Source organism: Pseudoalteromonas sp. SANK 73390 (assembly GCF_054966645.1).
On sequence record NZ_ARPN01000117.1, the window covers coordinates 1 to 19,474 of the forward strand.

Annotated in this window: 34 protein-coding genes; 10 read left to right on the top strand and 24 right to left on the bottom strand. The window is 46.9% G+C overall.

The genetic code is table 11. The features are described 5' to 3' along the window. The 11 genes from SANK73390_RS16255 to SANK73390_RS16305 form a co-directional block, all read right to left on the bottom strand. On the bottom strand, nt 1-213 hold a 213-nt coding region (locus SANK73390_RS16255; RefSeq protein ID WP_462767344.1), incomplete at its 3' end, for a phage tail-collar fiber domain-containing protein. After that, nucleotides 210-1,283 (bottom strand): phage tail protein I, encoded by a 1,074-nt coding sequence (locus SANK73390_RS16260; RefSeq protein WP_462767346.1) that lies wholly within the window; start codon nt 1,281-1,283, stop codon nt 210-212. The genes SANK73390_RS16255 and SANK73390_RS16260, both read right to left, overlap by 4 nt. Continuing rightward, nucleotides 1,276-2,277 (bottom strand): baseplate assembly protein, encoded by a 1,002-nt coding sequence (locus tag SANK73390_RS16265; protein ID WP_462767348.1) that lies wholly within the window; start codon nt 2,275-2,277, stop codon nt 1,276-1,278. Before SANK73390_RS16265 ends, SANK73390_RS16260 begins: the two co-directional genes overlap by 8 nt. Further along, nucleotides 2,274-2,603, bottom strand: coding sequence for a GPW/gp25 family protein (locus SANK73390_RS16270; RefSeq protein WP_462767350.1), 330 nt, complete (start codon nt 2,601-2,603; stop codon nt 2,274-2,276). The genes SANK73390_RS16265 and SANK73390_RS16270 overlap by 4 nt, the downstream gene beginning before the upstream one ends. Then, nucleotides 2,600-3,235, bottom strand: coding sequence for a phage baseplate assembly protein V (locus SANK73390_RS16275; protein ID WP_462767352.1), 636 nt, complete (start codon nt 3,233-3,235; stop codon nt 2,600-2,602). The genes SANK73390_RS16270 and SANK73390_RS16275 overlap by 4 nt, the downstream gene beginning before the upstream one ends. Next, nucleotides 3,232-3,762 carry a hypothetical protein gene (locus SANK73390_RS16280; RefSeq protein ID WP_462767354.1) on the bottom strand — a complete coding sequence of 177 codons (531 nt, stop codon included), beginning with the start codon at nt 3,760-3,762 and terminating at the stop codon, nt 3,232-3,234. Before SANK73390_RS16280 ends, SANK73390_RS16275 begins: the two co-directional genes overlap by 4 nt. Continuing rightward, a complete protein-coding gene (locus tag SANK73390_RS16285; RefSeq protein WP_462767356.1) occupies nt 3,759-4,175 on the bottom strand; it encodes a gp436 family protein in 417 nt (138 codons plus the stop codon). The genes SANK73390_RS16280 and SANK73390_RS16285 overlap by 4 nt, the downstream gene beginning before the upstream one ends. 2 nt (nt 4,176-4,177) lie before the next feature. Next, the gene (locus SANK73390_RS16290; protein ID WP_462767359.1) at nt 4,178-4,618 is read right to left on the bottom strand and encodes an HI1506-related protein; all 441 of its coding nucleotides are present in this window, start codon (nt 4,616-4,618) and stop codon (nt 4,178-4,180) included. A 50-nt stretch (nt 4,619-4,668) separates the two neighbouring features. Beyond that, a complete protein-coding gene (locus SANK73390_RS16295; protein WP_462767361.1) occupies nt 4,669-5,562 on the bottom strand; it encodes a Mu-like prophage major head subunit gpT family protein in 894 nt (297 codons plus the stop codon). Nucleotide 5,563: 1 nt separating this feature from the next. Beyond that, nucleotides 5,564-5,944 (bottom strand): hypothetical protein, encoded by a 381-nt coding sequence (locus tag SANK73390_RS16300; RefSeq protein ID WP_462767363.1) that lies wholly within the window; start codon nt 5,942-5,944, stop codon nt 5,564-5,566. Further along, a complete protein-coding gene (locus tag SANK73390_RS16305; protein ID WP_462767365.1) occupies nt 5,941-7,125 on the bottom strand; it encodes a phage protease in 1,185 nt (394 codons plus the stop codon). The genes SANK73390_RS16300 and SANK73390_RS16305 overlap by 4 nt, the downstream gene beginning before the upstream one ends. Nucleotides 7,126-7,415: 290 nt before the next feature. Between SANK73390_RS16305 and SANK73390_RS16310 the strand changes: the two genes are divergently transcribed. Then, complete coding sequence (locus SANK73390_RS16310; protein ID WP_462767367.1) at nt 7,416-7,610, top strand: hypothetical protein; 195 nt, start codon at nt 7,416-7,418, stop codon at nt 7,608-7,610. Nucleotides 7,611-7,830: 220 nt separating this feature from the next. Continuing rightward, a complete protein-coding gene (locus tag SANK73390_RS16315) occupies nt 7,831-8,577 on the top strand; it encodes a hypothetical protein (protein ID WP_462767369.1) in 747 nt (248 codons plus the stop codon). 97 nt (nt 8,578-8,674) lie between these two features. On the opposite strand, the gene SANK73390_RS16320 is transcribed toward SANK73390_RS16315, so the two are convergent. Genes SANK73390_RS16320 through SANK73390_RS16375 form a run of 12 tightly spaced genes read right to left on the bottom strand, consistent with a single transcriptional unit; the run spans nt 8,675 to nt 16,094 of the window. After that, a complete protein-coding gene (locus tag SANK73390_RS16320; RefSeq protein WP_462767371.1) occupies nt 8,675-9,139 on the bottom strand; it encodes a phage virion morphogenesis protein in 465 nt (154 codons plus the stop codon). Further along, entirely contained in the window at nt 9,136-9,837 is a 702-nt protein-coding gene (locus SANK73390_RS16325) for a phage head morphogenesis protein (RefSeq protein ID WP_462767373.1), read from the bottom strand. Before SANK73390_RS16325 ends, SANK73390_RS16320 begins: the two co-directional genes overlap by 4 nt. Beyond that, nucleotides 9,827-11,392 carry a DUF935 domain-containing protein gene (locus SANK73390_RS16330; RefSeq protein ID WP_462767375.1) on the bottom strand — a complete coding sequence of 522 codons (1,566 nt, stop codon included), beginning with the start codon at nt 11,390-11,392 and terminating at the stop codon, nt 9,827-9,829. The genes SANK73390_RS16325 and SANK73390_RS16330 overlap by 11 nt, the downstream gene beginning before the upstream one ends. Then, nucleotides 11,392-13,059 carry a terminase large subunit domain-containing protein gene (locus SANK73390_RS16335; RefSeq protein ID WP_462767378.1) on the bottom strand — a complete coding sequence of 556 codons (1,668 nt, stop codon included), beginning with the start codon at nt 13,057-13,059 and terminating at the stop codon, nt 11,392-11,394. The genes SANK73390_RS16330 and SANK73390_RS16335 overlap by 1 nt, the downstream gene beginning before the upstream one ends. Continuing rightward, nucleotides 13,059-13,640 carry a DUF3486 family protein gene (locus SANK73390_RS16340; RefSeq protein ID WP_462767380.1) on the bottom strand — a complete coding sequence of 194 codons (582 nt, stop codon included), beginning with the start codon at nt 13,638-13,640 and terminating at the stop codon, nt 13,059-13,061. The genes SANK73390_RS16335 and SANK73390_RS16340 overlap by 1 nt, the downstream gene beginning before the upstream one ends. A 2-nt stretch (nt 13,641-13,642) precedes the next feature. Then, nucleotides 13,643-13,945 (bottom strand): VpaChn25_0724 family phage protein, encoded by a 303-nt coding sequence (locus SANK73390_RS16345; RefSeq protein ID WP_462767383.1) that lies wholly within the window; start codon nt 13,943-13,945, stop codon nt 13,643-13,645. Then, nucleotides 13,935-14,108 (bottom strand): hypothetical protein, encoded by a 174-nt coding sequence (locus SANK73390_RS16350; protein ID WP_462767385.1) that lies wholly within the window; start codon nt 14,106-14,108, stop codon nt 13,935-13,937. Before SANK73390_RS16350 ends, SANK73390_RS16345 begins: the two co-directional genes overlap by 11 nt. Then, entirely contained in the window at nt 14,101-14,553 is a 453-nt protein-coding gene (locus SANK73390_RS16355) for a DUF2730 family protein (protein WP_462767387.1), read from the bottom strand. Before SANK73390_RS16355 ends, SANK73390_RS16350 begins: the two co-directional genes overlap by 8 nt. Nucleotides 14,554-14,555: 2 nt before the next feature. Further along, nucleotides 14,556-14,777: a TraR/DksA C4-type zinc finger protein gene (locus tag SANK73390_RS16360; RefSeq protein WP_462767389.1), complete on the bottom strand. Its 222-nt coding sequence runs from the start codon at nt 14,775-14,777 to the stop codon at nt 14,556-14,558. Further along, nucleotides 14,770-15,216: a 3TM-type holin gene (locus tag SANK73390_RS16365; RefSeq protein ID WP_462767391.1), complete on the bottom strand. Its 447-nt coding sequence runs from the start codon at nt 15,214-15,216 to the stop codon at nt 14,770-14,772. The genes SANK73390_RS16360 and SANK73390_RS16365 overlap by 8 nt, the downstream gene beginning before the upstream one ends. Beyond that, nucleotides 15,209-15,469, bottom strand: a complete 261-nt coding sequence (locus SANK73390_RS16370; RefSeq protein ID WP_462767393.1) for a hypothetical protein — start codon at nt 15,467-15,469, stop codon at nt 15,209-15,211. Before SANK73390_RS16370 ends, SANK73390_RS16365 begins: the two co-directional genes overlap by 8 nt. Then, nucleotides 15,462-16,094, bottom strand: coding sequence for a glycoside hydrolase family 108 protein (locus tag SANK73390_RS16375; protein ID WP_462767396.1), 633 nt, complete (start codon nt 16,092-16,094; stop codon nt 15,462-15,464). The genes SANK73390_RS16370 and SANK73390_RS16375 overlap by 8 nt, the downstream gene beginning before the upstream one ends. Nucleotides 16,095-16,298: 204 nt before the next feature. On the opposite strand from SANK73390_RS16375, the gene SANK73390_RS16380 reads away from it, so the two are divergent. From SANK73390_RS16380 to SANK73390_RS16390, 3 genes are read left to right on the top strand one after another with little or no spacing between them, the layout of a single operon-like run. Continuing rightward, complete coding sequence (locus SANK73390_RS16380; protein WP_462767398.1) at nt 16,299-16,448, top strand: hypothetical protein; 150 nt, start codon at nt 16,299-16,301, stop codon at nt 16,446-16,448. An 8-nt stretch (nt 16,449-16,456) separates the two neighbouring features. After that, nucleotides 16,457-17,005, top strand: coding sequence for a hypothetical protein (locus SANK73390_RS16385; RefSeq protein WP_462767400.1), 549 nt, complete (start codon nt 16,457-16,459; stop codon nt 17,003-17,005). Nucleotides 17,006-17,008: 3 nt separating this feature from the next. After that, nucleotides 17,009-17,389, top strand: a complete 381-nt coding sequence (locus tag SANK73390_RS16390) for a hypothetical protein (protein WP_462767402.1) — start codon at nt 17,009-17,011, stop codon at nt 17,387-17,389. Here the strand turns inward: SANK73390_RS16390 and SANK73390_RS16395 are convergent. Further along, complete coding sequence (locus tag SANK73390_RS16395) at nt 17,386-17,832, bottom strand: helix-turn-helix transcriptional regulator (protein ID WP_462767404.1); 447 nt, start codon at nt 17,830-17,832, stop codon at nt 17,386-17,388. The genes SANK73390_RS16390 and SANK73390_RS16395 overlap by 4 nt on opposite strands. 127 nt (nt 17,833-17,959) lie before the next feature. Here SANK73390_RS16395 and SANK73390_RS16400 point away from each other — a divergent pair, with 127 nt between their 5' ends. Genes SANK73390_RS16400 through SANK73390_RS16420 form a run of 5 tightly spaced genes read left to right on the top strand, consistent with a single transcriptional unit; the run spans nt 17,960 to nt 19,430 of the window. Continuing rightward, the gene (locus SANK73390_RS16400) at nt 17,960-18,238 is read left to right on the top strand and encodes a helix-turn-helix domain-containing protein (RefSeq protein ID WP_462767407.1); all 279 of its coding nucleotides are present in this window, start codon (nt 17,960-17,962) and stop codon (nt 18,236-18,238) included. A gap of 10 nt (nt 18,239-18,248) precedes the next feature. Continuing rightward, complete coding sequence (locus tag SANK73390_RS16405) at nt 18,249-18,476, top strand: hypothetical protein (protein WP_462767408.1); 228 nt, start codon at nt 18,249-18,251, stop codon at nt 18,474-18,476. 5 nt (nt 18,477-18,481) lie between these two features. Further along, entirely contained in the window at nt 18,482-18,793 is a 312-nt protein-coding gene (locus SANK73390_RS16410) for a hypothetical protein (protein ID WP_462767409.1), read from the top strand. Between the two features lie 26 nt (nt 18,794-18,819). After that, on the top strand, nt 18,820-19,260 hold the full coding sequence (locus tag SANK73390_RS16415) for a hypothetical protein (RefSeq protein WP_462767410.1): 441 nt from the start codon (nt 18,820-18,822) through the stop codon (nt 19,258-19,260). A gap of 11 nt (nt 19,261-19,271) precedes the next feature. Next, on the top strand, nt 19,272-19,430 hold the full coding sequence (locus SANK73390_RS16420; protein WP_462767411.1) for a hypothetical protein: 159 nt from the start codon (nt 19,272-19,274) through the stop codon (nt 19,428-19,430). The last annotated feature ends 44 nt before the right edge of the window (nt 19,431-19,474 follow it).

The window sequence follows — 19,474 nt, forward strand, 5'->3', positions numbered from 1 at the left end:
TGCGGTGATATGTATTTGGCCAGGGCCTGCATCGGCTACGCTCACGACTTGCGAGCGGTCACGTTCGTTACGTAATGTTGCTTGGTCACGCGTGGGGGTATAACCCACAGTGCCTACAGCAATGTGCGAAATGTTGATATGAATACCCGAGTCTTTGGCATTCGCGGCGGCATTAATGCCAGCTTGGGTGATGATGGGTGTATAGTCGCTCATTGGCATACCATCCTATTCTGTTGAAAACAAATTGTGTTTAGGCTCGCAGCAATACAGTGTGAGCTGTTCGATAATGTGTTGTCTGGTGAACCTGAGAATTGTGCGTGAGCATTGGCTACAGCGCTCAGCGCTGACTGAATAACATGGCCACTGGTGTGCAGTGTGTTGTCTGGCGCGCCTGTTAATTCGGCTCGACTATTCGCAATGTTGCTCGTCGCAGATTGAACAACATGACCACTGGTGTGCAACGCATTATCAGGTGCGCCAGTTAACTCGGCTCGGCTATTGGCAATGTTGCTGTGTGCGGACTGAATAACATGACCGCTGGTGTGCAACGCATTATCAGGTGCGCCAGTGAACTCGGCTCGACTATTGGCAATGTTGCTGTGTGCGGACTGAATAACGTGGCCGCTGGTGTGTAGCGAGTTATCAGGTGCGCCAGTTAACTCGGCTCGACTATTGGCAATGTTGCTGTGCGCTGACAGAATTACGTGGCCGCTGGTGTGCAGCGAGTTATCAGGCCCACCCGCAAAATCCATGCGCTGTACATTACAGCTTGTTGTTGCAGAGGCAATCGACATGGGCTGGTCCATCTGCACACCCACATTAAAATCAATGTGGCTTCTCGTTGGTTTCATCGCCGCAACAATGCGCCATAGCTGAGCTTGCAGCGCTGGTGTAAGCAGTGAATCGCCAGTTTGGTTTAAGTTATTACGCACTAATGCAATCAGTTTTGCTGTGTGCGGTACGCCGCCATGTTGCCACCATTCCTCTAGTTCTATGTGTGCATTGAGTGCCGCTAGCGCGTTTTTAACTGCGCCCGCTGTGCCTTTAATCCTGTGTGTGGGGATACTCTCAGCAATTACACGGCGCTTGATGGCTTCAGGCCATGTGCTGTCCCATTCATCGACGCTGAGCGCATGGGCTAACCACGGCAATAAATGTTCGGGGCATCGCTCTGCTGACCATAAATCGCCGATTTGCACAAGCACGTCGTTTACCCGGGCGCTTGCCTGTTCCAGCGCTTTTTCATTTTTGCTACTTGTACGGGGGAGTAATTGCTCAGACATGGCGACCCCCAAGGGTTACAGCCACGTTTGTGCAATATACCGCTTGATGACCGAGCATCACCAAATCTGTTGTTGGCGAGTGCAATTCAACACGTTGCACACCTGGCAAATGCAGTGCGGCATACAGCCCTGACAGCGTTATATCTCGGCCTAGTTTGTGGTTTTCATTCACCCAGTTCTCGGCGCTTGCTTGTGCTTGAGCACGAACGCTTTCAGCATCAGGGCCAGGATATAAATGTAACGTCGCGCTTAGCGCATATTCAGTAATGTCAGTGGCACGGAGTCGCACATGGTCCGTGAGTGGGCGTACATCATCGGCACTGAGTGCTGCAATTACTGCGGCGTTTAGCTCACTACTTGGTGCGCCGCTTCCCTCAGTTGATAGCACGGTAATGGCAACATCACCTGGTTGTGGGTCGCTCAACCCCGCGTCATACGTACAGTGTAAAACGGTAGTACCAGTAGGTAGTTGGGTTTGTTGTTCTTCAGTTAGCTGTGTAACTGTAAACTGTGGGGCATCAACCGCCACGTCTTTAACGAGCGGACTGGCCTTGAGTGCATGAAATACATAACCGCCTACAGGGCCTGCGGTGCTGAACCCTTCGAGTGCCAATTGAATACGTTCGCGGTAACGTTCGTTTGTTTCAAATGTGGGTGGTACAGGTGGGTTAGCCTCAGCGTCACCTGCATCAATCATTTGGCGTTCAACACCAAATCGCGCACCCAAATAATCCAGCTCCACGTCGGTGGCTTTTGCTAATAGCACCGCTTCAGCCCCCTCGTTGACGCGCTGGCGCACCATCAGCTCTCGATACGCAAACACTTCAATCAATTTAACGGCAGGTTCACTTGCCAGATTAATTTCAGCGTGTTCATAGCGTGTTTTGTACTCGCTTAGCATCTCGTTTTTAATCTGCTCAAAACTCAACGGCTCAATGATGTTTGGTGGCGGCAATTTGTCTAAATCAATCGCTGAAAAATTGGTGATACTCATACAATCAGCCCTTCTAACATCAATGGTTTGCCATCAACTAAATACATACCTTCTAAATCAATCATCGTTTGGCCCTTGCCGTGGCTAGCCACTTTTACACGGGTGAGTTTGTAACGCGGCTCCCATTGTCTGAGCGCGCCAGCAACGGCGGCGTATATCTCAACGAGTGTTTGATTGTTGCTTGGCGCATCGATTAAACGCGGTAATTTAGAACCGTAATCGGGGCGCATTACACGGCTACCCAGCGGTGTGGTGAGAATGTCGCGAATACTTTGTTTTAAATGGTCTTTGGCACTAATTACATGGCCTGTGTTTGCATTCATCATTGTGGTTTCCCCGATGTTGCAACACCTGCACTAACGTCGCCGTGTATGTGTTTTTGGGCTGATATACCGTCAGACGTCATATCACCACCTGTTTGTGTCACTGGGCTTTCGATGTTGGTTTGGCTGGCTTTCACATTAAAGTTGCCGCCAGCTTCAATGTTAAAATCACCGGCGCTGGTCAAACTGGTTGAGCCATCTACCGTCGCCGTCACATCACCCACAACATGCGTGGTGAGATTACCCGCAATATTAATCACCACATCTTTCGCGCAGTTCACATCGAGTACGCTGTTTTCACTGTCGTACTGAATGTGTGTGCCATCGTTAAAAAGTGTCACGTCCATGTGCTCACTGGTACTTGGGGAATGAAACTCGGTTGTGTATAGCAATTGAATAATCACGGCCTGCGTTGGCTCACCTGCGGGGCAGGCAATCAAACATTGAATGCCTGGCTTGAGCGGACGCCAGCGAATAAAATTGCGCCCCAGCTCTGCGGGCCATGGCAACCAGCCAGTAACCAGCTCGCCGATTTTTACCCGCACTTTTTGCGCTTCGTGGTCCACTTCTTCAATGGTGCCTAGCATGAGCATATTGGCAAATCGGCGCATCAACTCTGCTATTTCAAAACTCATGGCGTCACCTCGAAATAATCAGGTTCATGGCCTGCACCAATCTCTGGCGCAATGCCCACGTATAAATCGGTTGGGGGCGGCTCTGCGGGTGCTTGGGGTTCTACATAGCGCACCAATTGACGCCAGCGCACAACCCATAAACTCGTAGCGTGTCGGCCCGTAGCGGTGGTAAACAAGTTTTTGGCAGCAACGTCTGAGGCGCTATGTGCCAGCTCGTAACCAAAACCATCGCTCTCAATGAGCTCGGTGATACCGTCCACATAATTCACCGCGTCTTCTATTTGTTGGTCGGCATCGCCACCCGTAATGATGTACACCATCGGGATAACTGCACGGTCATAGCCCTCATGAATATATTCAGGGGGTTCTACATAGCCAAGCGTGACAAGCATCGCAGGGGTAGCAGCACCAATGCGGCGTAGCTCGTCGCTATTTACTGTGCCTGGGTGTAACTCACATTCGCGCAAATCGGTAAATGTATCGCTGAGTGTGTCGCGTACTGAGCGCAAATAGGCCGATAAACTCATATCCAACCGCCTGTATTTTTACGGCTGAACACTGAACCTGCCGATTCCATTTCGGCCAAGTCCAATGCTTGTGGCTCTGGCTCGCTGGCTTCAAGTCCTAGGCTCAATTCACCTTTGCTGATACTTTTCAGCAATTGCATGGCTGATTTTTTATCCTCAGTCACACGCTCTGCTGGGCGTTGGTCTATGTCTGCACGCACAATGTTGACAGCAATGCGCTTTAAAATGCCAGGCACAGTGGGCAGTGGTAGCGGATAGCGCATAGCCACATGCGCATCAATTACCTCGTTAACGCTGGCTATGGCATTTGTTAAACGGGGTTCGTTTATTGCATGTTCGTCACGTTCAGCCGTGAGTTTGACTAATTCAGCCTCACCAAACTGTGCTATCAAATCATCACGCGTGCAGTACATAATCAACCCGCCTTAACTACGTTTTCTTGATACCACGTCCACGCCGCATCGCGCTGCTCAGCGGTTGGTTTCTGTTCACCATCAACACCTTCAACAGTGAATGTCAGTTCATCGCATTTGGGTTTTTTGGTTAATGTTGATTTATCGTTCAATAGATGGATTGACGCGATAATGTGCTCCAATCCCTCAGGCGCACTTGAACAATCTAGAATCAAATCATCACCCACATTTTGTGTGTCCACACTGGCCCCTTGGCTAGGAAGCTCAACTGGCGAATTTTCCGTGACGCGAATGTGGGGATCAGCGTGTAATATCGCCAGCGCATCTTCAGTAAGTTGTTCGGCTGATAATTCGGTTTTACCCGACTCAAATTTAAAACCAGCTCGGTGATAGTGTTGCTGACGCGGATTATGTACCGTGACAGACGGCAAACGAGTTTCCATAACATGCTCCTACCTTTTTAAAAGAGGGGCTAAGCCCCATGTTTTTGGGCTTAGTCCAACCACTCAGAATCTAGGACTTGTACTTGGTTGTAATTGGTGTTGCTCGCGCCACCTTCTTTTTGCATGGCTTTAATTAGCTGATTGGCTGCGGCTAAGTGCTCAGCACCAACAACAAGCAGGCTCGGTTTAAAACCTAAAGGGCGGCCTTTTTGGCTTTTCAGTTGCCTCATTTGCTTAAATGCCGCATTGAAGTTGTCGGCAGTAAGTTCGGCTTTAGACATAAATGCCTGTTGCCAAAATCCGTAACCCGCATTTACACGGGCATCAACGCCATACAAATATTCGTCGGCCATAAATACGCGGTCTGACGTGCCATCATCTGTTTTTGCTGTGAGTTTATAATCTCGACGTTTTTGAAAAATCAGCGGCTTGAGTGGACGTCTTGCATCCAGCAAGTACCAAGGCACGCCCGACCCATCTTGGATGTTAGAAACTAGCTTTTGGTCTTTACCTTCACCCACAGGGTGTTCAGGGTCAAAAAATGGTTGGCCGTCATAACATAGGTTCTTAGTACCGTTAGCTAAACACTCATAAACTAACTCGTCAGGATGTGTTGCCGCCGCATAGCCCATGTCTTCAAATTTCTTAAACACGCCACCTAGTCTGTTGTCTTCGATGTAGTCTTTTAAAATGCCTTCAGTCGCTTCAAACTTTTTATTTCTCAGTGAGTAAGTGTGCAATTCCATTTTGTTCACTTCGCGGTCACCAATCCACTCTCGTAGTTTTGAGAACTCACCCATCCAGGCGTAATCTTCGGTGGCTGTCGTTGATGACACCTCGGTAGCAATTTGTGACCATGTTGGTGTATAGAGCGAACGACCTTGCTGGAATGCTGTTTGCACGCCTGTATAAATTGAACGAACGACGTCTGCGGTAATGTCCATGTTAAACTCCTAGATTGACCCAAACGCCTCGGCTATCCACTTCGGTGATAGTCCCAGCCGTTGAGCGGGTATTGGTTGCTGAATCAATAGAAAGGTTGCTGGTTGCATCAACAAAAAATGCGGGTTGCCCCACATGGGTTTCGTTAATGTCACCACTGTTCGGGAACATGTGCTCGCCAATTTCAACCGAGCCTCGAATGGTCTTATCAACACCTTGGCTGTTATCCACGGTTTCGCGCATCACACCAGCGCATACGCCAACAGCCCCAACTGAAACCAATAATCCGCCGCTTAAAATTGCAGGCTTGTTTGCGATGAGCTTTGTGCCACCTGCCAATGGGTAGCCACGAAAGCGGCCATCACGAGTTGCTATAGCGCTCATTGTTGTGCTCCTTTTTGTTTTTTGAATGCGTCAACATCGAGGCCCGACGCTTTGAGCACGGCCAAATCAGCGCTGTCTAGCTCGCCGCTATCTTGGCCTTTCGGTGGTGTTTGCGTGGTTGTGGTTTGTTGGCTCTTTAATGCCGCAATCGGTGTGCGCGCATCGAGTTGTGTTTTTAGTACCGCCGCGCCGTGCTGCTCGCCTAATCGCGTAAAGTAGTTGCTCTCAGCGTTTGAAATTCGGCCCTCTTCACGGGCTGTTTCAATTTGCTGCTCAATAGATAGCGTGCTGTTTTCAGTGCGTAGGGTCGCGGTTTCGGTTGCTAATGCGTCATAGTCAGCGCGCGGTACCCACGTGGTTAAATCAACTTGGTTGTTGCCGCCAGCGGCTTTGAGTGCGGCCACTTGCTCGTTTGCGTCGTTTAGCTGTTTGGTTTTGCTGTCTGCTTCGTCAGCCTTGGTTTGCAACGTTTTTAGGGTCGCAGTGGCTTTTGTGTAATGCTCATCAGTCGGTGTTTGGCCGTCAGGCACAACCACACCGAGTGCAGCGAGCAATTGCAATGCTTCGTTCATTGGTTTATCTCCGATGGTTTCGGTTTTGAGAGCAACCACCTTGGCCATACCGTCCAAGCCAGGGTCGTTGGTTAATGCAAAGTGTCTAAATTTGATGGGGCGGCCATCGTAGCCATAGTCGAATACTGGGCTAACAAAGCGGTATTCATCGTCACGTAGATGTGCGGCAGCTTTGGTATTCCATTTAACATTGAGCGCGAACACACCTTGCCCTGGCACATATTCAAATGCAGTGGGTTTTATCCAACCTGCAGCGGGGGCTTCTTTGCCGTTGCTCTCAGCAAAAATAGTTTGATGTTCATAGTCAAAGTGCAGGTCGTTTTGGCGTGTATCTAACCGTTGTTTAAGCATGGCCCACGCAGCTTGGTCCATCAGCCATGCTTTGTGTTCAGTATCTGCGGGGCGGCCATCGCCAGCGCTAAAAAAACCGTCTGGCAATACTTGTACGCGCGGGCTTACACCGTGTTCGTCAACAACAATATCGTTTAGCCGACAAATAGCGGTGCCAATCTGGCCGCTGGGTCTGTTAGATAAAACCGCCAAAAATGCCCCGTCCATAGGGCGCGTTCGTCCTGTCTGTTGCTTGCGGTCTCTCGTAGGGTTATGCATTGCTGACACCATGTGTTAGTTCGTGGTGTCAGTATCTATTTGAGAGGAAAAAATGTATTTTAACCTGGGTTAAAAAAATCTAGTGGGCTTACAGTGTGTAAAACATTGCTATATGTAAGACATTGCCCATAGATATGTGTATTTATCCTATGTAATATTGTTGGATGTGGAAACAATATTACATAGGAGTCGAGGGAGTTGACAGCAGGTCAAATGTGTCCTTGACTATATATGGAGAGGCGTTAAAATGCGCCACCCAGTTAAATTTAGCTGGTTTTAGGAGGTCGAGTATGGGTGAAATTTTACAATCCATTAAGCAGTTTCTAGCCCCAGGGATTGATGAGAGTAAGAACGCTGAAATACATGTCCTTTCTCGCCGAGATGGATCTTTTCACGTTGATGAAAAATCATTCCGAGAAAGTGTCGTTGTTAAAAAGCAAATTAAGTCGCTAAGAAAAGCTGAAGAACAAAGAGAACGAGCCTGATTAATTCGTTCTAGAAGTTAACTAAAAGGGAGCTTGAGGCTCCCTTTTAGGTTACTGGAGAAAAAGGATATTTATGATAAAGCCCACTATATTACTAGTGCTTTTAGTGACGATTGTAGGTTATGTTTTTTGCATCCGCTGTCACTTAACTAACCCCAAGTTCTGCAAATCTGACGGTTATCATACATTTTTAAACTCTGCTGTATGGGGATCTATTTTAATGATAATAGCAACTGTCATTTTATATTTTCTTAATTGCTTCGATAATCAGGCTGGCTTTTTTACAAATGGTGTAATGACTATTGTTCGAAAGGTGTTCCCTCAAATATACTTTCCCCTGTATGGAATCAACCTAGCGCAAATTGTACTGTTCGCATTGCTCCTTTCTTTTTTAATACCATTCATACTTATGTTCAGTGCTACTTCTGTTACAGGCGAATCTCGTCAATACGTTCGCGCTCTGGCATTTAGAGAAATAGCCCACACGGATGACTCACCAGAGTTTACGTCTATTTTTTATCAGAGTTGGGATTTTGGTCTTCCCATCGCTTTTACACTATCTAATGGCAAAGTATATATAGGTTATGCCTTTACAGGTGGCACGCACTTAAACGATATTATGGTACTCCCATTGCGCAGTGGTTACAGGAGTAAGGAGGAGAACCGTCTAGAGATTGTCACAAACTACGAGCCTGTATGGGATGAGTTAGAGGATGAATTTATAGAAGCACTAGAGGTTGAGTCAGAGGACGGATTAGAAGATGAATTAGAAGTCGATGATGAACCAGTGAACCTACACAAGTTCTTAATCAGTATACCTGTTCGTGAAATAGTACATGCAAATTTGCACGATTTTGAGTACAAGGATAAGTTTAGCAGATATGAAGTATCAAGAAGAGAAGATCAAAATGAGAAAGTGGGTATTGTTGCTACAGCATTGAAAAAAGTATTTAACCTCGACAAATAGCGCAAAATACATTCGTTAGAAACGTTCCGAAACGGGTTTAACGCCATTATCTCTGCTTGAGTCACACCATCGCAGCTATAAACGTGCTGAGTACGCTCTAGTGGCGTACAGCGGACATTGCAAAATCGTCTGCACGTATCATTATTTCGTCAACATCATCGTTACTGACGCCTACAAACTCACGGGCTTCTACTGCGGCTGGCCCTGGTGCCATGTCATCTGTACCACCCCATTGCATGAGTGCGGCCTGTACTCGATTAGAACCAAACTCCATGGCATCACTGTCAGCGTCGTACGCGAGGGTGTCACGTAAAAAATCATTCTCGCGCAAAATGCTATTACGGTTTTTTGTCTTACGCTTTTTCGTTGACTCTTTCAGTGGCTCCCATGGTGTGCCATCAGGCGCTTGCTCTTTGGCAAAACGCTCAGCGGTGGATAGCTGCATGTATTCGCCTATGTCGCGGTGTAGCGCGGTGCGGTCTTGCACGCTATCAACAATTTGGTTGAGTGAGCGGGCTATCTGTTTGCTGTCAAAATTAATATTGAGTTTAACGCCGCTCATTGCTCGCTCCGTATTTGTGCTAGCCGTTCACTAGGTTTGATTGCACCTGGTGCATAGTCAAAGCCAGGGTCGATACCTAATGGCACCGTATGTACTTCACCTGTCTTCTTGTTTACCCAGTCGTATGTGCCATCGTTAGGCGCAGTACCTACGGGCAAGCCAAGGCGCTGCAAATCTCTGTCGTTTACTGCAAACACTCTGCATTTGCAGCCCCAGCCATTGCTGGGGTAGTGTTCGCGCCACCAAGGGTCGTCTGCTGGTAGCACTAGCGTGTGCCAGCTTAAATGTAATTTGCGTGGGTTCTCGCTGTCGCCGTGTCGATACATCCAATACGGCCGAGTCTCTTTTACAGCTTGCAATTGCTGCCAGCGGCCCGCGTTGTACGACTGACGCAAATTAGTCTCGTAAATCACATGGCTGCGCCAGCTCTGTGTGCCGTTGTAATCCCAGCCAGCGCGTTTAACTATCTCAATAAACTGGGCTTGAAACTCTTTTAAGCTAATGCCATCAATAATGGCTTTGTCTACTGTATCGCGCAGGCTCTCTAGCAAATCGTCCTCGATGGCACCAGCCACAATAAATGCGTGGTCGTGGGCCTCTTGCCATATTTCATCCCAACTCTCGCTGGGTAGGCTGAGTTTATCCCTAAAAAATTGGATAGCCTCTTTAAATGGTAGCGCGCCATATTCAACGGCCATCGTTTACCTCCATGCGGCCCAATAGCGTACTGGCCGCTATGGCGAGTTGCATTTGAGCGCCTAGCTCGCTGGTGTCTAGTTCGCCCGCCAGATTAATAATTGAATCGCGCAACTGCTCTAAGCTGTTAGCTTTTAAAACCGCTTGCTTAACTGGCTCTATAAGCGTGTCCATTAGCGGCCCCGCAACCGTGCGTAGCTGCTGTTCTATAACTCCCAAATCATCGTCAGGCGCTTGTGGCTCAGTTGTTTTGAGTGCTGCGGTTTTGAGTGCGGCGGGTTCTGCTGGGGTCGCACTCACGCGCGTTAAAACGGGTTCGTCATTTTCTGGGGCTGGTATTTGCAACTTATCTTGCACATAGCGCACGGGTATGGGCATACCCACATCAACGAGCTTGGGCACACTTTCGGCATACAGCTTTATGTCTTCCGCTTCGCTTAAATCAAACTCAAAGCGCGGTGCTCGTCGCGGGCCTGTGTACGAGCTGCCGTTGAGCGCAAACAATGGGTAAACAATATCGCGTGTGATTGTTGCTGCAAGCTCCATTGCATCACTTTCTATAATGTCGTCCATTACATCTTGATGCACACGGCCGAGTGCGTTAGTAGACGTTGCGCCATCGGCTTGGCCTGTCAGTGTGCCGCCCAGCAGCGCTTTACTTTGTGTTTTTTCACACCACGCAACAAAGTTTAAAAACGGGTCGGCTTGGCCCTTTGCCGCTTCTTTAAAATCAATCTCCATACCACGCGGTATTATACCGCCTGCGTTGTGGCCGATTGATAAAACAGCCCGCATTAATGTGGCTTTTTCTTTGGTGCTTGCGCCGCTTGGGTATTTACCAATTTTACTGGGTAGCCCGTATATCTCTAAAAACTCTGCGAGGTCGCGTATTGAATAGTTTTTAAATAAGTGTGGCCACGCCAAGTTGCTGGTTAACCCTGCTCGATGCAGATACCCCGATTTACTGCGGCTAACATGCGTTACCCAGCCGAATGGGTTGAGTGCCACGCCACTTGGGTCATCGCTACGCAGTCGCAGTTCGTTGCGGTTATCGGGCGCGGTTTGGAACAGCCCTTGCTCTCTAAAATTGGCGGCGCTTATTACATGGGTTTTCTCGTAGAACTCCCATTGCAGCTCACACGCACTGAATGATTTTAAAACACCGTCAGTCAAGTCGAACAGCAGATCATTAAACCATGTTGCATCCTCTAAAATTTCGGTGGTTAGTGCTGCATCTTTTTTCTCTTGCTCAGACGCATTACGCGGTGGTTTGATTATCCAAGGGAGTGAACGCACAGCACGGCGGCGTTTGCCCAGCTCTGCAATCAAATGGCTGTCTTTGTCTTCCATGTCTGTGGCAAGGTCTGCCAGCGCTGCCAAGTCGCCTTGCTCAACACGGCGCATGAGCCGCGTTAACTTTTGTGGTGTTAGCCCCTGTGTTGGGTGATCAGAATACCGCTTCATCAACTGCTGAACGCGGGCGTTATCGTCAGTTTGTTGCTCGTCTATAGCCAGCTCAAACGGCTGGCCGTGAATATCTACAATACTCGATTGCATTAATAACATCCTCCGCTGGCTTCCAGCGCGTCTAATTCGTATTCGTCATCGTCAGGATCGTAGTTGCCGTTGGCGCTAGGCAGTGCGGTAAACTCAATGGCGCTACCTTCCATCCAGCTAGCGCGGTTAGCCATAGCGAGGCCCACTGCAAAGTCGCCGTGACGCTGGCGGCCATCACTGCCTTTGTCTGAGCCTTTATCAATTTTTGGGGTGCCATTGCGAACACTGATCTTTTGCATATCAGCGAGAATATCTTGGTGCTTGGGTATATCTATGTTTTGGTCTTCAAACTCGGCTTTAAGCTTTGGCATCCACTCACGATACCAATTGTCGTTAAGCATCACTTGCTCAACCATTTCTGTGCCAAAGTGCAGTGCAGCGGCTTCAGCCAAATAGCCACCATTACCTGTTGCATCAAATGCCAAGCCTATCAAACGAGGCAAGCGCATGGTTAAGTGCAGCATTACATGGCGCTGCATGTCGTAAGTGAGGTTAGTTAGCTCGACTAAGAACGGCACACGCTTATATAAATCAAACGCAATTTCTAATGGCACAAATACGGTTAAATCGCCACGGCGCGCAAAATCCTCACCAAACGCGTGATTTAATTCTGGGTTGAGTTTTTCAAGAAGCGGATCGAGATGTTCTTTTATCCATGCGTCTATTTCTGAGCGTTGTGCTTGCTCCGTCCAACTAATAAAGTCGTCTGGCGCTTCATAACGGATAATAGGAATGCCTTTTTTCATGGCCGCTTCAATCAGCACACGGGGTATGTAAGTACCACCGCCTTTTTTAGGCTCACAAAAATACTCTTCCCGGGCATCTTCTTGACTGGCCGTGTCATTGAGCAAGTCATCAATCCACTTGCTCTCGGCTTCTCGTGTCCATTTCTTCTTTTGCCGTTGGCAAATACGTTGGTATAGCCCTTCTTTGCACGCATCAGCTAGGGTAATAGTATGCACTGAGAAACGTTTTTTACCCGCGCGGCTATCTTGAATTAACTCATTGAATAGGTTGTCTACGCCATTATGCGTGCTGATCAAACGCACTTTAGCGCCCCACATAGTGAGCGCGAGCGCAGCCTTTAATACTTCCGCTAGTCGGTCATGGAATGCTGCTTCGTCAACGGTTACGTTACCTTGCATACCACGCAAGTTTGCAGGATTAGAGCTGAGAGCCTGAATTTTAAACCCACTGGCAAAGTAAATAACAAAGGTTAAAATCTCTTTGCCATCTTGCCCGTCATCAATAAACAGCTCTTCTTGTATCTCTCCTGCTGCTTTGTTGAATGCTTTGGCCCACATGGCCGCCGCTTCAATAAACTCGCGGGCCATTTCTTTGTTTGAGCCAACATAAAAGTGGTTGGTGCCTTGAGCGCCTTTGCTTTTACTAGCTTCTAGTACAGCGTCTGCCGCTTCAGCCCATGTGATACCTGTACGGCGGCTCTTTTCTGCAATCTTGAGAGGTGATTGATCTGCAATCCAGCGCTTTTGATAGCCTAGTAGCAGCTCGTTAGGATCAAACGGTATGAATATAGGCAGGCCAAATTTTTTCTCAAACTCGTCGCATTGCTCTAATTTTTGTTGTAAATCAGATAGCGCAATCTCTGCAATAACTTCTTGCTCTTCTACTTGCGTACGCTGTTTTTTATCAACAATATCAGCCATTACGCAATACCTAATATTTGGTTCTTAATGAGCTGAGCACCTTCAGCGGTTAGGCCCGCTTGTATGGCACTTTCTTCAACTTTAGCTGCCGCTTCTTCAGCAAATGCTTTGCGAATGTCTTTTTCACGTTTGTGTGCTGCCATGGCTGTAGACTCAAGTCGCTGTGCTGCAAGCATGGCGTCTTTAATCATGCCAATGTCAACGTCGTCATCGTCGTCTGGGTTGAGCATTTGCTTTTGCATGGCGGTAAACAATTGTGAACGACCCATCTCTAAGATCATTTTTGTGGTGTCGCCAGTCGGCTTGTCGCCTAGCTCTGCTGTTAACGCTTGCGTTGTTGCTCGCAGTTCTCGTAATCGTTTACCTATGGCCTCAGTTTTTTGCGCATGGCGACTGAGGCCACTGCGCGAGATTGTGGCCTCTTCATCCATGCCCGCATCGAGAATACGCCGATTAATCGCATCTAAAATATCGGCTTGAGAATTGCCGTTATTACGCAGCATTTCATCTAACATTTTTTTGATGTCTTCAGGCAATGCATCAATCTTAGAGGGTTTGCCTCTGCGTGTACTCTCGGTCATAGCTACATGCTCCGAGGTGCAGGGCGTTTAATACCTGGCACAGTACTTGAGCCGTCAGCAACATCAATACCAGTGGCAGTAATACGGGCAACCCATGTATTTTCGCTGAGCTTTTCATTTTTTACGTAGCCGTTTTGTTCCAGCCAATTCAGCAGGGTTTTAAGTTGGTCAAGGCTACAACCAAGCCCAAATCGTTTAAGTACATCTCGCAACATGCTTGTATTTGCGCCGTAATCTGACGACTCTTTAAGCGCAATTAATATGCTAATGCGCTGGTGTTCAGCTTGTACTAATTCAATCGGCATTGCGTTTACCTCTCAATTTCAAAATAAAGTTCAGCATTTTGCGTAATGTGCAAAGGAACAGCTCGTCTAATGCGCTGGCGACTGAAACACCAAAGTAAGCTCCAATGCCTAACCCAAAGCCTGCACCTGTTAACGTTAATAAGGTTGTGAATGTCTCATTCATTGCGTTTCTCTCTCAGTTCGTTTTCCATTAGTAAATCAGTGAGCTTTTGCACGTTACTCAACGCAGGCTTTACCGATTCAATGTTGGTGTTTAAGCCTTCAATTTTTAGTTCCAGTTCGTGTAAATCATCTTTGGTGGGCATTTTTTCAATTTGCCGTTCAAGATCTCTTACATCGTCACTCACCGCGCGTTTAACTTCGGCTAATTGTTCCTGTAGCTCACTTTTGTATGCACCTAGTTGCTCGTGTAACTCGGTTTTATGTGTGCTGAGCTGGTTTTGTACGTTTGTTTGCGTGTCGCTCACCTGCTGCTGTGCCGTTGCTTTGTAGCTGTTAAACTCTTTACGAGACGGGAACCGTACATACAAAAATGCCATGATGAATACACCCATCACACCGAGCGCCCACACAATCACGGTTTGCCACTTTTGAAAGAACTCGTACATGGTTAAACTCCGTTTACTCGTTGCCTGCGCTCAATCAGCGATTGGCAATCAACGCAGGTTGTGCAATTGTGAATGGCTGCCTTTCTGGCTTCAGGTATCTCAGCGCCGCATTCTTCGCACTCGTCTAAATCCACATCAGCGCCGGCGAATTGTTTACTATGCTCAGCAAGCTTGCGGCTCATCGAGTCGTCAATGAGCTTTTGTGCTCTGTCGGCTTCATCCATCGCTTGGTTTCCTTATGTTTTGAATTGCTGAAACAGCCATGCTTTTAACGCTTGGGGCTGTCTTCTCAATTGTTCGGCCAACAACATAGCCACCAATACCGAGTTGCAACAGCTCCCATGCTTGTTCGCTGAGTCTAAACGCCAGCACACCGAACGAGTCCAGCACAATGAGTACTAGAAAGGTCAGCATAGTGATGGGTCGCCATATGCGTTGTAGCAGGCTTTCGCCTTTGGCTTCAGCGGTAATAATTTGAGATTGTGCGGCAAGCACTTGGCCCTGTAGTTCAATAATTTTTGCCTCAAGCGCAAGGCGGTCACTTTCAATTAAGTTGTCTATGCGGGTTAGCTCTAAGTTGAGCTTTAGCCGCTCTTCGTCTGACGTAAAAACATCATCCAATAAATTGCCAATTACGGTGCCAATACCTAGCCAATCACTCATCACGTTCTCCAAATTGCAGTGCTAAACGGCGGCGCACATCTATGTATGTGCTATCACCACTCAGTTTGCGGCGTATGTCGGTTTCTGTTACCGAGTGCCAGCCGTGGGCAAATTTTGATTGCATCGTGCCGTCGTGGCTGTGCAGTGGTATTTGGCTGGCATCAAATGGCTGACCGTTTTGGCGGGCCGTAACTTCAGCTTTTAGGCGTTTGATGCGGCCTTGGTTTAGGCTCCATTCCCAGTTTTTACCCACGATACACCTCTGCATAACAGCGCTCGGTGATGTGGCCTAGGCGGTTCATCCAGCCGCGCAGGTTGGGCTGTTGGGTTGGGTTGTCGAGGCATATGCGTGCGTAACGATAGGCGCGGCGGCTGATTAGCTCGCACATAAATAAGTTAGGCAAAATAGCGAGGCATTTTTTGAGGGTGCGTGAGCCAAATACACCGTCTACATCAGCGCCTGCGGAGCGCTGTACTATGCGCGTCATGCTATTAATGCCGTGCTGTACAGCGCCGTCGAATAGCATGAGCGCAACGCCGCTGTTTAGCTCGTCACAGTGCATTGGCTCCCAATAGTCGCGGTAGTAGTAACGAATGGCCGTGCCTATTTGTAAATTGGGAATATCGGTTTTAGGGTATGCGCGCTGGCTAATGCCAAATTTAGTTAAGCCGCCACGGTCTGTGGCAACATTATTTAAACCGCCGTCATCGCGCAGGCCGCCCTCTAAATACAAAATGGTGAGCACACTGCGGCAAAATGCATCGCTGTAGCCTGTGAGTGCTGCCGCAATTTCAGGAATCTGTCTGTAATGGTCGAGCTGTTGTTGAGTGAGCATAGCTGTCGGCTCCGTTGTGTTTGTTAACAGAATGCCGAGCACGCGCGGGGATGTATTTTAACCTGGGTTAAAAAATATGTACCTTTAACCTTAATGCGTAACTTAAGACTATACTAACGCTTAAATATAATGTTATATTTAAGTTAATGAACATTGTTTGGTTGTAATCTGTATTTTTCATTTACTTTAGAATAATTCAATAACTGCTGTGATATTCTGAGGCTCCAAACAACTAAGGAGTTAAATATGAGAGAAAAGCAACAAACACCAAAAAAATTAACAACAAAGGATCTGGTACGTGTTATCGGTGGTTCCGCAGGAGGTGGAGATGGAGCTGAGCCAGCAATGGCTGCCCGAGTAGCATATGTAAAACCAGAGTACGTTTCTAAACCATAAGGCTGAAAATGAACTCATTCTTTGCACTAATAGGTTGGTCTCTGATCGGCAGTAAATTGATAGCATTAGTAGCACTAATTTGTTTTGCAAAGCAACCTGCTAAGGAGATGTTGGCAGGGAAGCCAACAAGCGACTGGAGGGAGCAAGTAGAACATTCCCTTTTGATAGTAGCTGTAATCAGTTTATCTTTTCACTTTGTGGGTCGAATTAGTTCTGACGCAATTATCGGAGCTAGCATTGACAAGGATACGAAGCTAACGCTCTATTACTTCTTTTTTGCGTTTTATGAACTCGTTTATGTCGCAGCGATATTAAAATGGCATCAATATAAAAAGTGTGTGATGGCAAAGTATGCGCGATACGTATGTTACCTTTCTGCGGTGATGGCAACGGTTTTGCTGACACGTTATGCGGATAGGGCCGTGTTTGAAACAAATATACTTGATTCTGTCTATGGGTTTATAGTGGCAGGCGTGAACATACTTACGATATTAGCGATAGGAGTTTATCCTGCATATCGTTTGTTTCGATTGATTCCTGATAAAAAATGGGTGTAAGTGATGGATTTATCAACTCTCTTTTTCATAGTGATGATTGGTATTGTGGCAAGGTTGTACAGTCTAGTATTTAATCTTAAAGATTTAGGTAAAGTTGACGTTCAGGTTTACCAACAAAATATTCAATTGGTTAACTCGGGTAATGTACACAGTATTTCGTCTGCTTGTAAAGAAACACCATTACAGGAAGCATGTACAATGTTGGCTCGAAGTGAAACATTAGAGAAAATCTTTGAGCATGCAACAGAGGAACAAATTGAAACATATGACCTTCAATTCAGAATCGAGAGAAGAAGGCTATTACAACGCTTAGAAGCGCTTGGTTATTTAGATCTGCATAAAGAAAGAGATAAGTACTTCAAGGAATTAAATGTGAAGCGCTAAGCCTCACCAGCCATTTCAAAAACTTTCTTGAGTGTATCTTGAGAGAAATCCCCCGTTAGCTCTGCCCGAGCCAATACCTCAGCCGCTTTTTTGATTAGCGTGAGGTTTTTTACTGCATCAAACTCGCCATTAACGCCCAATTGTTTTTGAACTCTCTTTACTTGGTATACGGACAATATTGCTTCTTCAGTAGCATATACAGCAGCCTCGATAGCTGACTCTGCTGTTAATTCAGCGCTGTTAGCAACTTCAAGAGATGACCGCCTGCCTGTTAAAACAAATGTGATGTCAAAGCCTAATTCTAAGCAGATCGCAAGTTTGTCACTGGGTATAGACGCTCCATTATCCCACCGCCCCACAGTTTTTCTATTTACTTCGAGTCTTTCGGCTATGAACTCTTGTGTATAGCCTAGACGGTTTCTTTCAGTTAAAAAATGGGACATATATTTGTCATTCACCTATTGATTATGTGACAAATTTGTCCCATAGTTACATTGAACATTAACTAAACCCTTAAGCTACCGTTCGCCAAAACTTAAGTTAAGGGTAAACCAACAGAGGTAATGTACTATGAAACCAAACGAAATTAAACAAGCTATTTCAAATAAGGGCTACTCTCTATCTATGATTGCTGAAGCTCTAAAAGTTGCTCCATCGGCAGTTTCGAATGTGGTCAACGGCAATACTCGTTCAGAGCGTATCGCTAAAGCAATTGCAAAACTCCTAGGACAACCATTAAAAAGTGTATTTCCTGACATTTATTCATCACCCTCACAACCGAAAGTTATAAAGGGCGAACAACGCGAGAAATGCGTTGTTGAACTTCGTCAATTATTTGCTGTTGCATAGGAGCCTCATCATGAATGTATTACCCAATAAACAAACAACCGCCGCACGGCTTGTTGCTACGTTGGTGGCTGCTGGTCGCAGAGCTAATGGCAAGTCGATAATACTGCCAAACGTCGCACACTCAATTGCGGCTGCGAACGTTGTGCCAAGTGATTGCGCCAACCCGTTAGCAACAGCAGAGCACTCTGGTTCACCTGAGGGTCTTGCTCCATCTCATCAATCGAAAGATCAAGAGTAGGCACCATGGCAGAAGCAAGACTTGGAGTAAGCACCGTGGCCAACGCTGTAATGAAGGAGTTTATAGCGGCAACTGAATCAAAAAGCGTATCTACAGATTGGTTAAGGTCGTTCATTATGTTTATTCCTAGTTCTCTCGTTTGTTTATGTATTAGCACGGTTAAAGGATTTTATGATGTGCCACCCAAGTTATCTTTTAAACACAGCATAAACCCGAGCGTTGCAAACGTCATGGCAAATCTACTGGCAATTTTTGCCAGCAGTTTTGCCAGCCCAAAACAGGAACAAATAAATATAAAAGGTGGCAGTACATGTTAACCAAGCAATCCCTTGCGGAGACCAGTATGTTAAAAAGTGACGATGCACCCAAGTGTGATCTGACATTTGCACTATTAGCGGCGTTAAAGCGTGCCGAAGACAATGGCCTTAGATCTCGTCCTATGATTATTGACCGTATGAACGAGGCGTTAGGCGGCGAAAAGATGATCACCAAAGATATGTTTAATAAATGGTTTAGTGCCAGTGCACCAACCAAAATTCCAGCGGAATATTTGCCTGCATTTTGTTGGGCAACTCAATCAATTGAGCCGTTTATAGCGCTGTTAGCACCACTAGATTTTAGCCCTGTTGATGGCCGTGGGCTATCAATGGTTAGTGCGGCAGAGTTGGCGTTAAAAGCGCAGCAAATGCTGCAACAGTCTGAATCTATGTTTGCCCAAATATTAGAGCAAGCCACACAGCCCCCATTACAGCGACCCGCTGACATAACCCAAACATACAAATAACGAGGCCAATTATGAACACTATCAAAGACCAAGTTGCGCCCAAAATTCAGCAAGGCGCACAAAAAACAACCGCATGGCGCACGGTTTGCCCTGCGTATGCAGCTAAGCGACTAATGAGTGCGAGCGAGCTATCAGCATTAGCGGCTAAATCATTTGGGGGTGTGGCATGAGCATTATTTTAAAACACATTACAGCAGGCAGTGTTACGCAAATT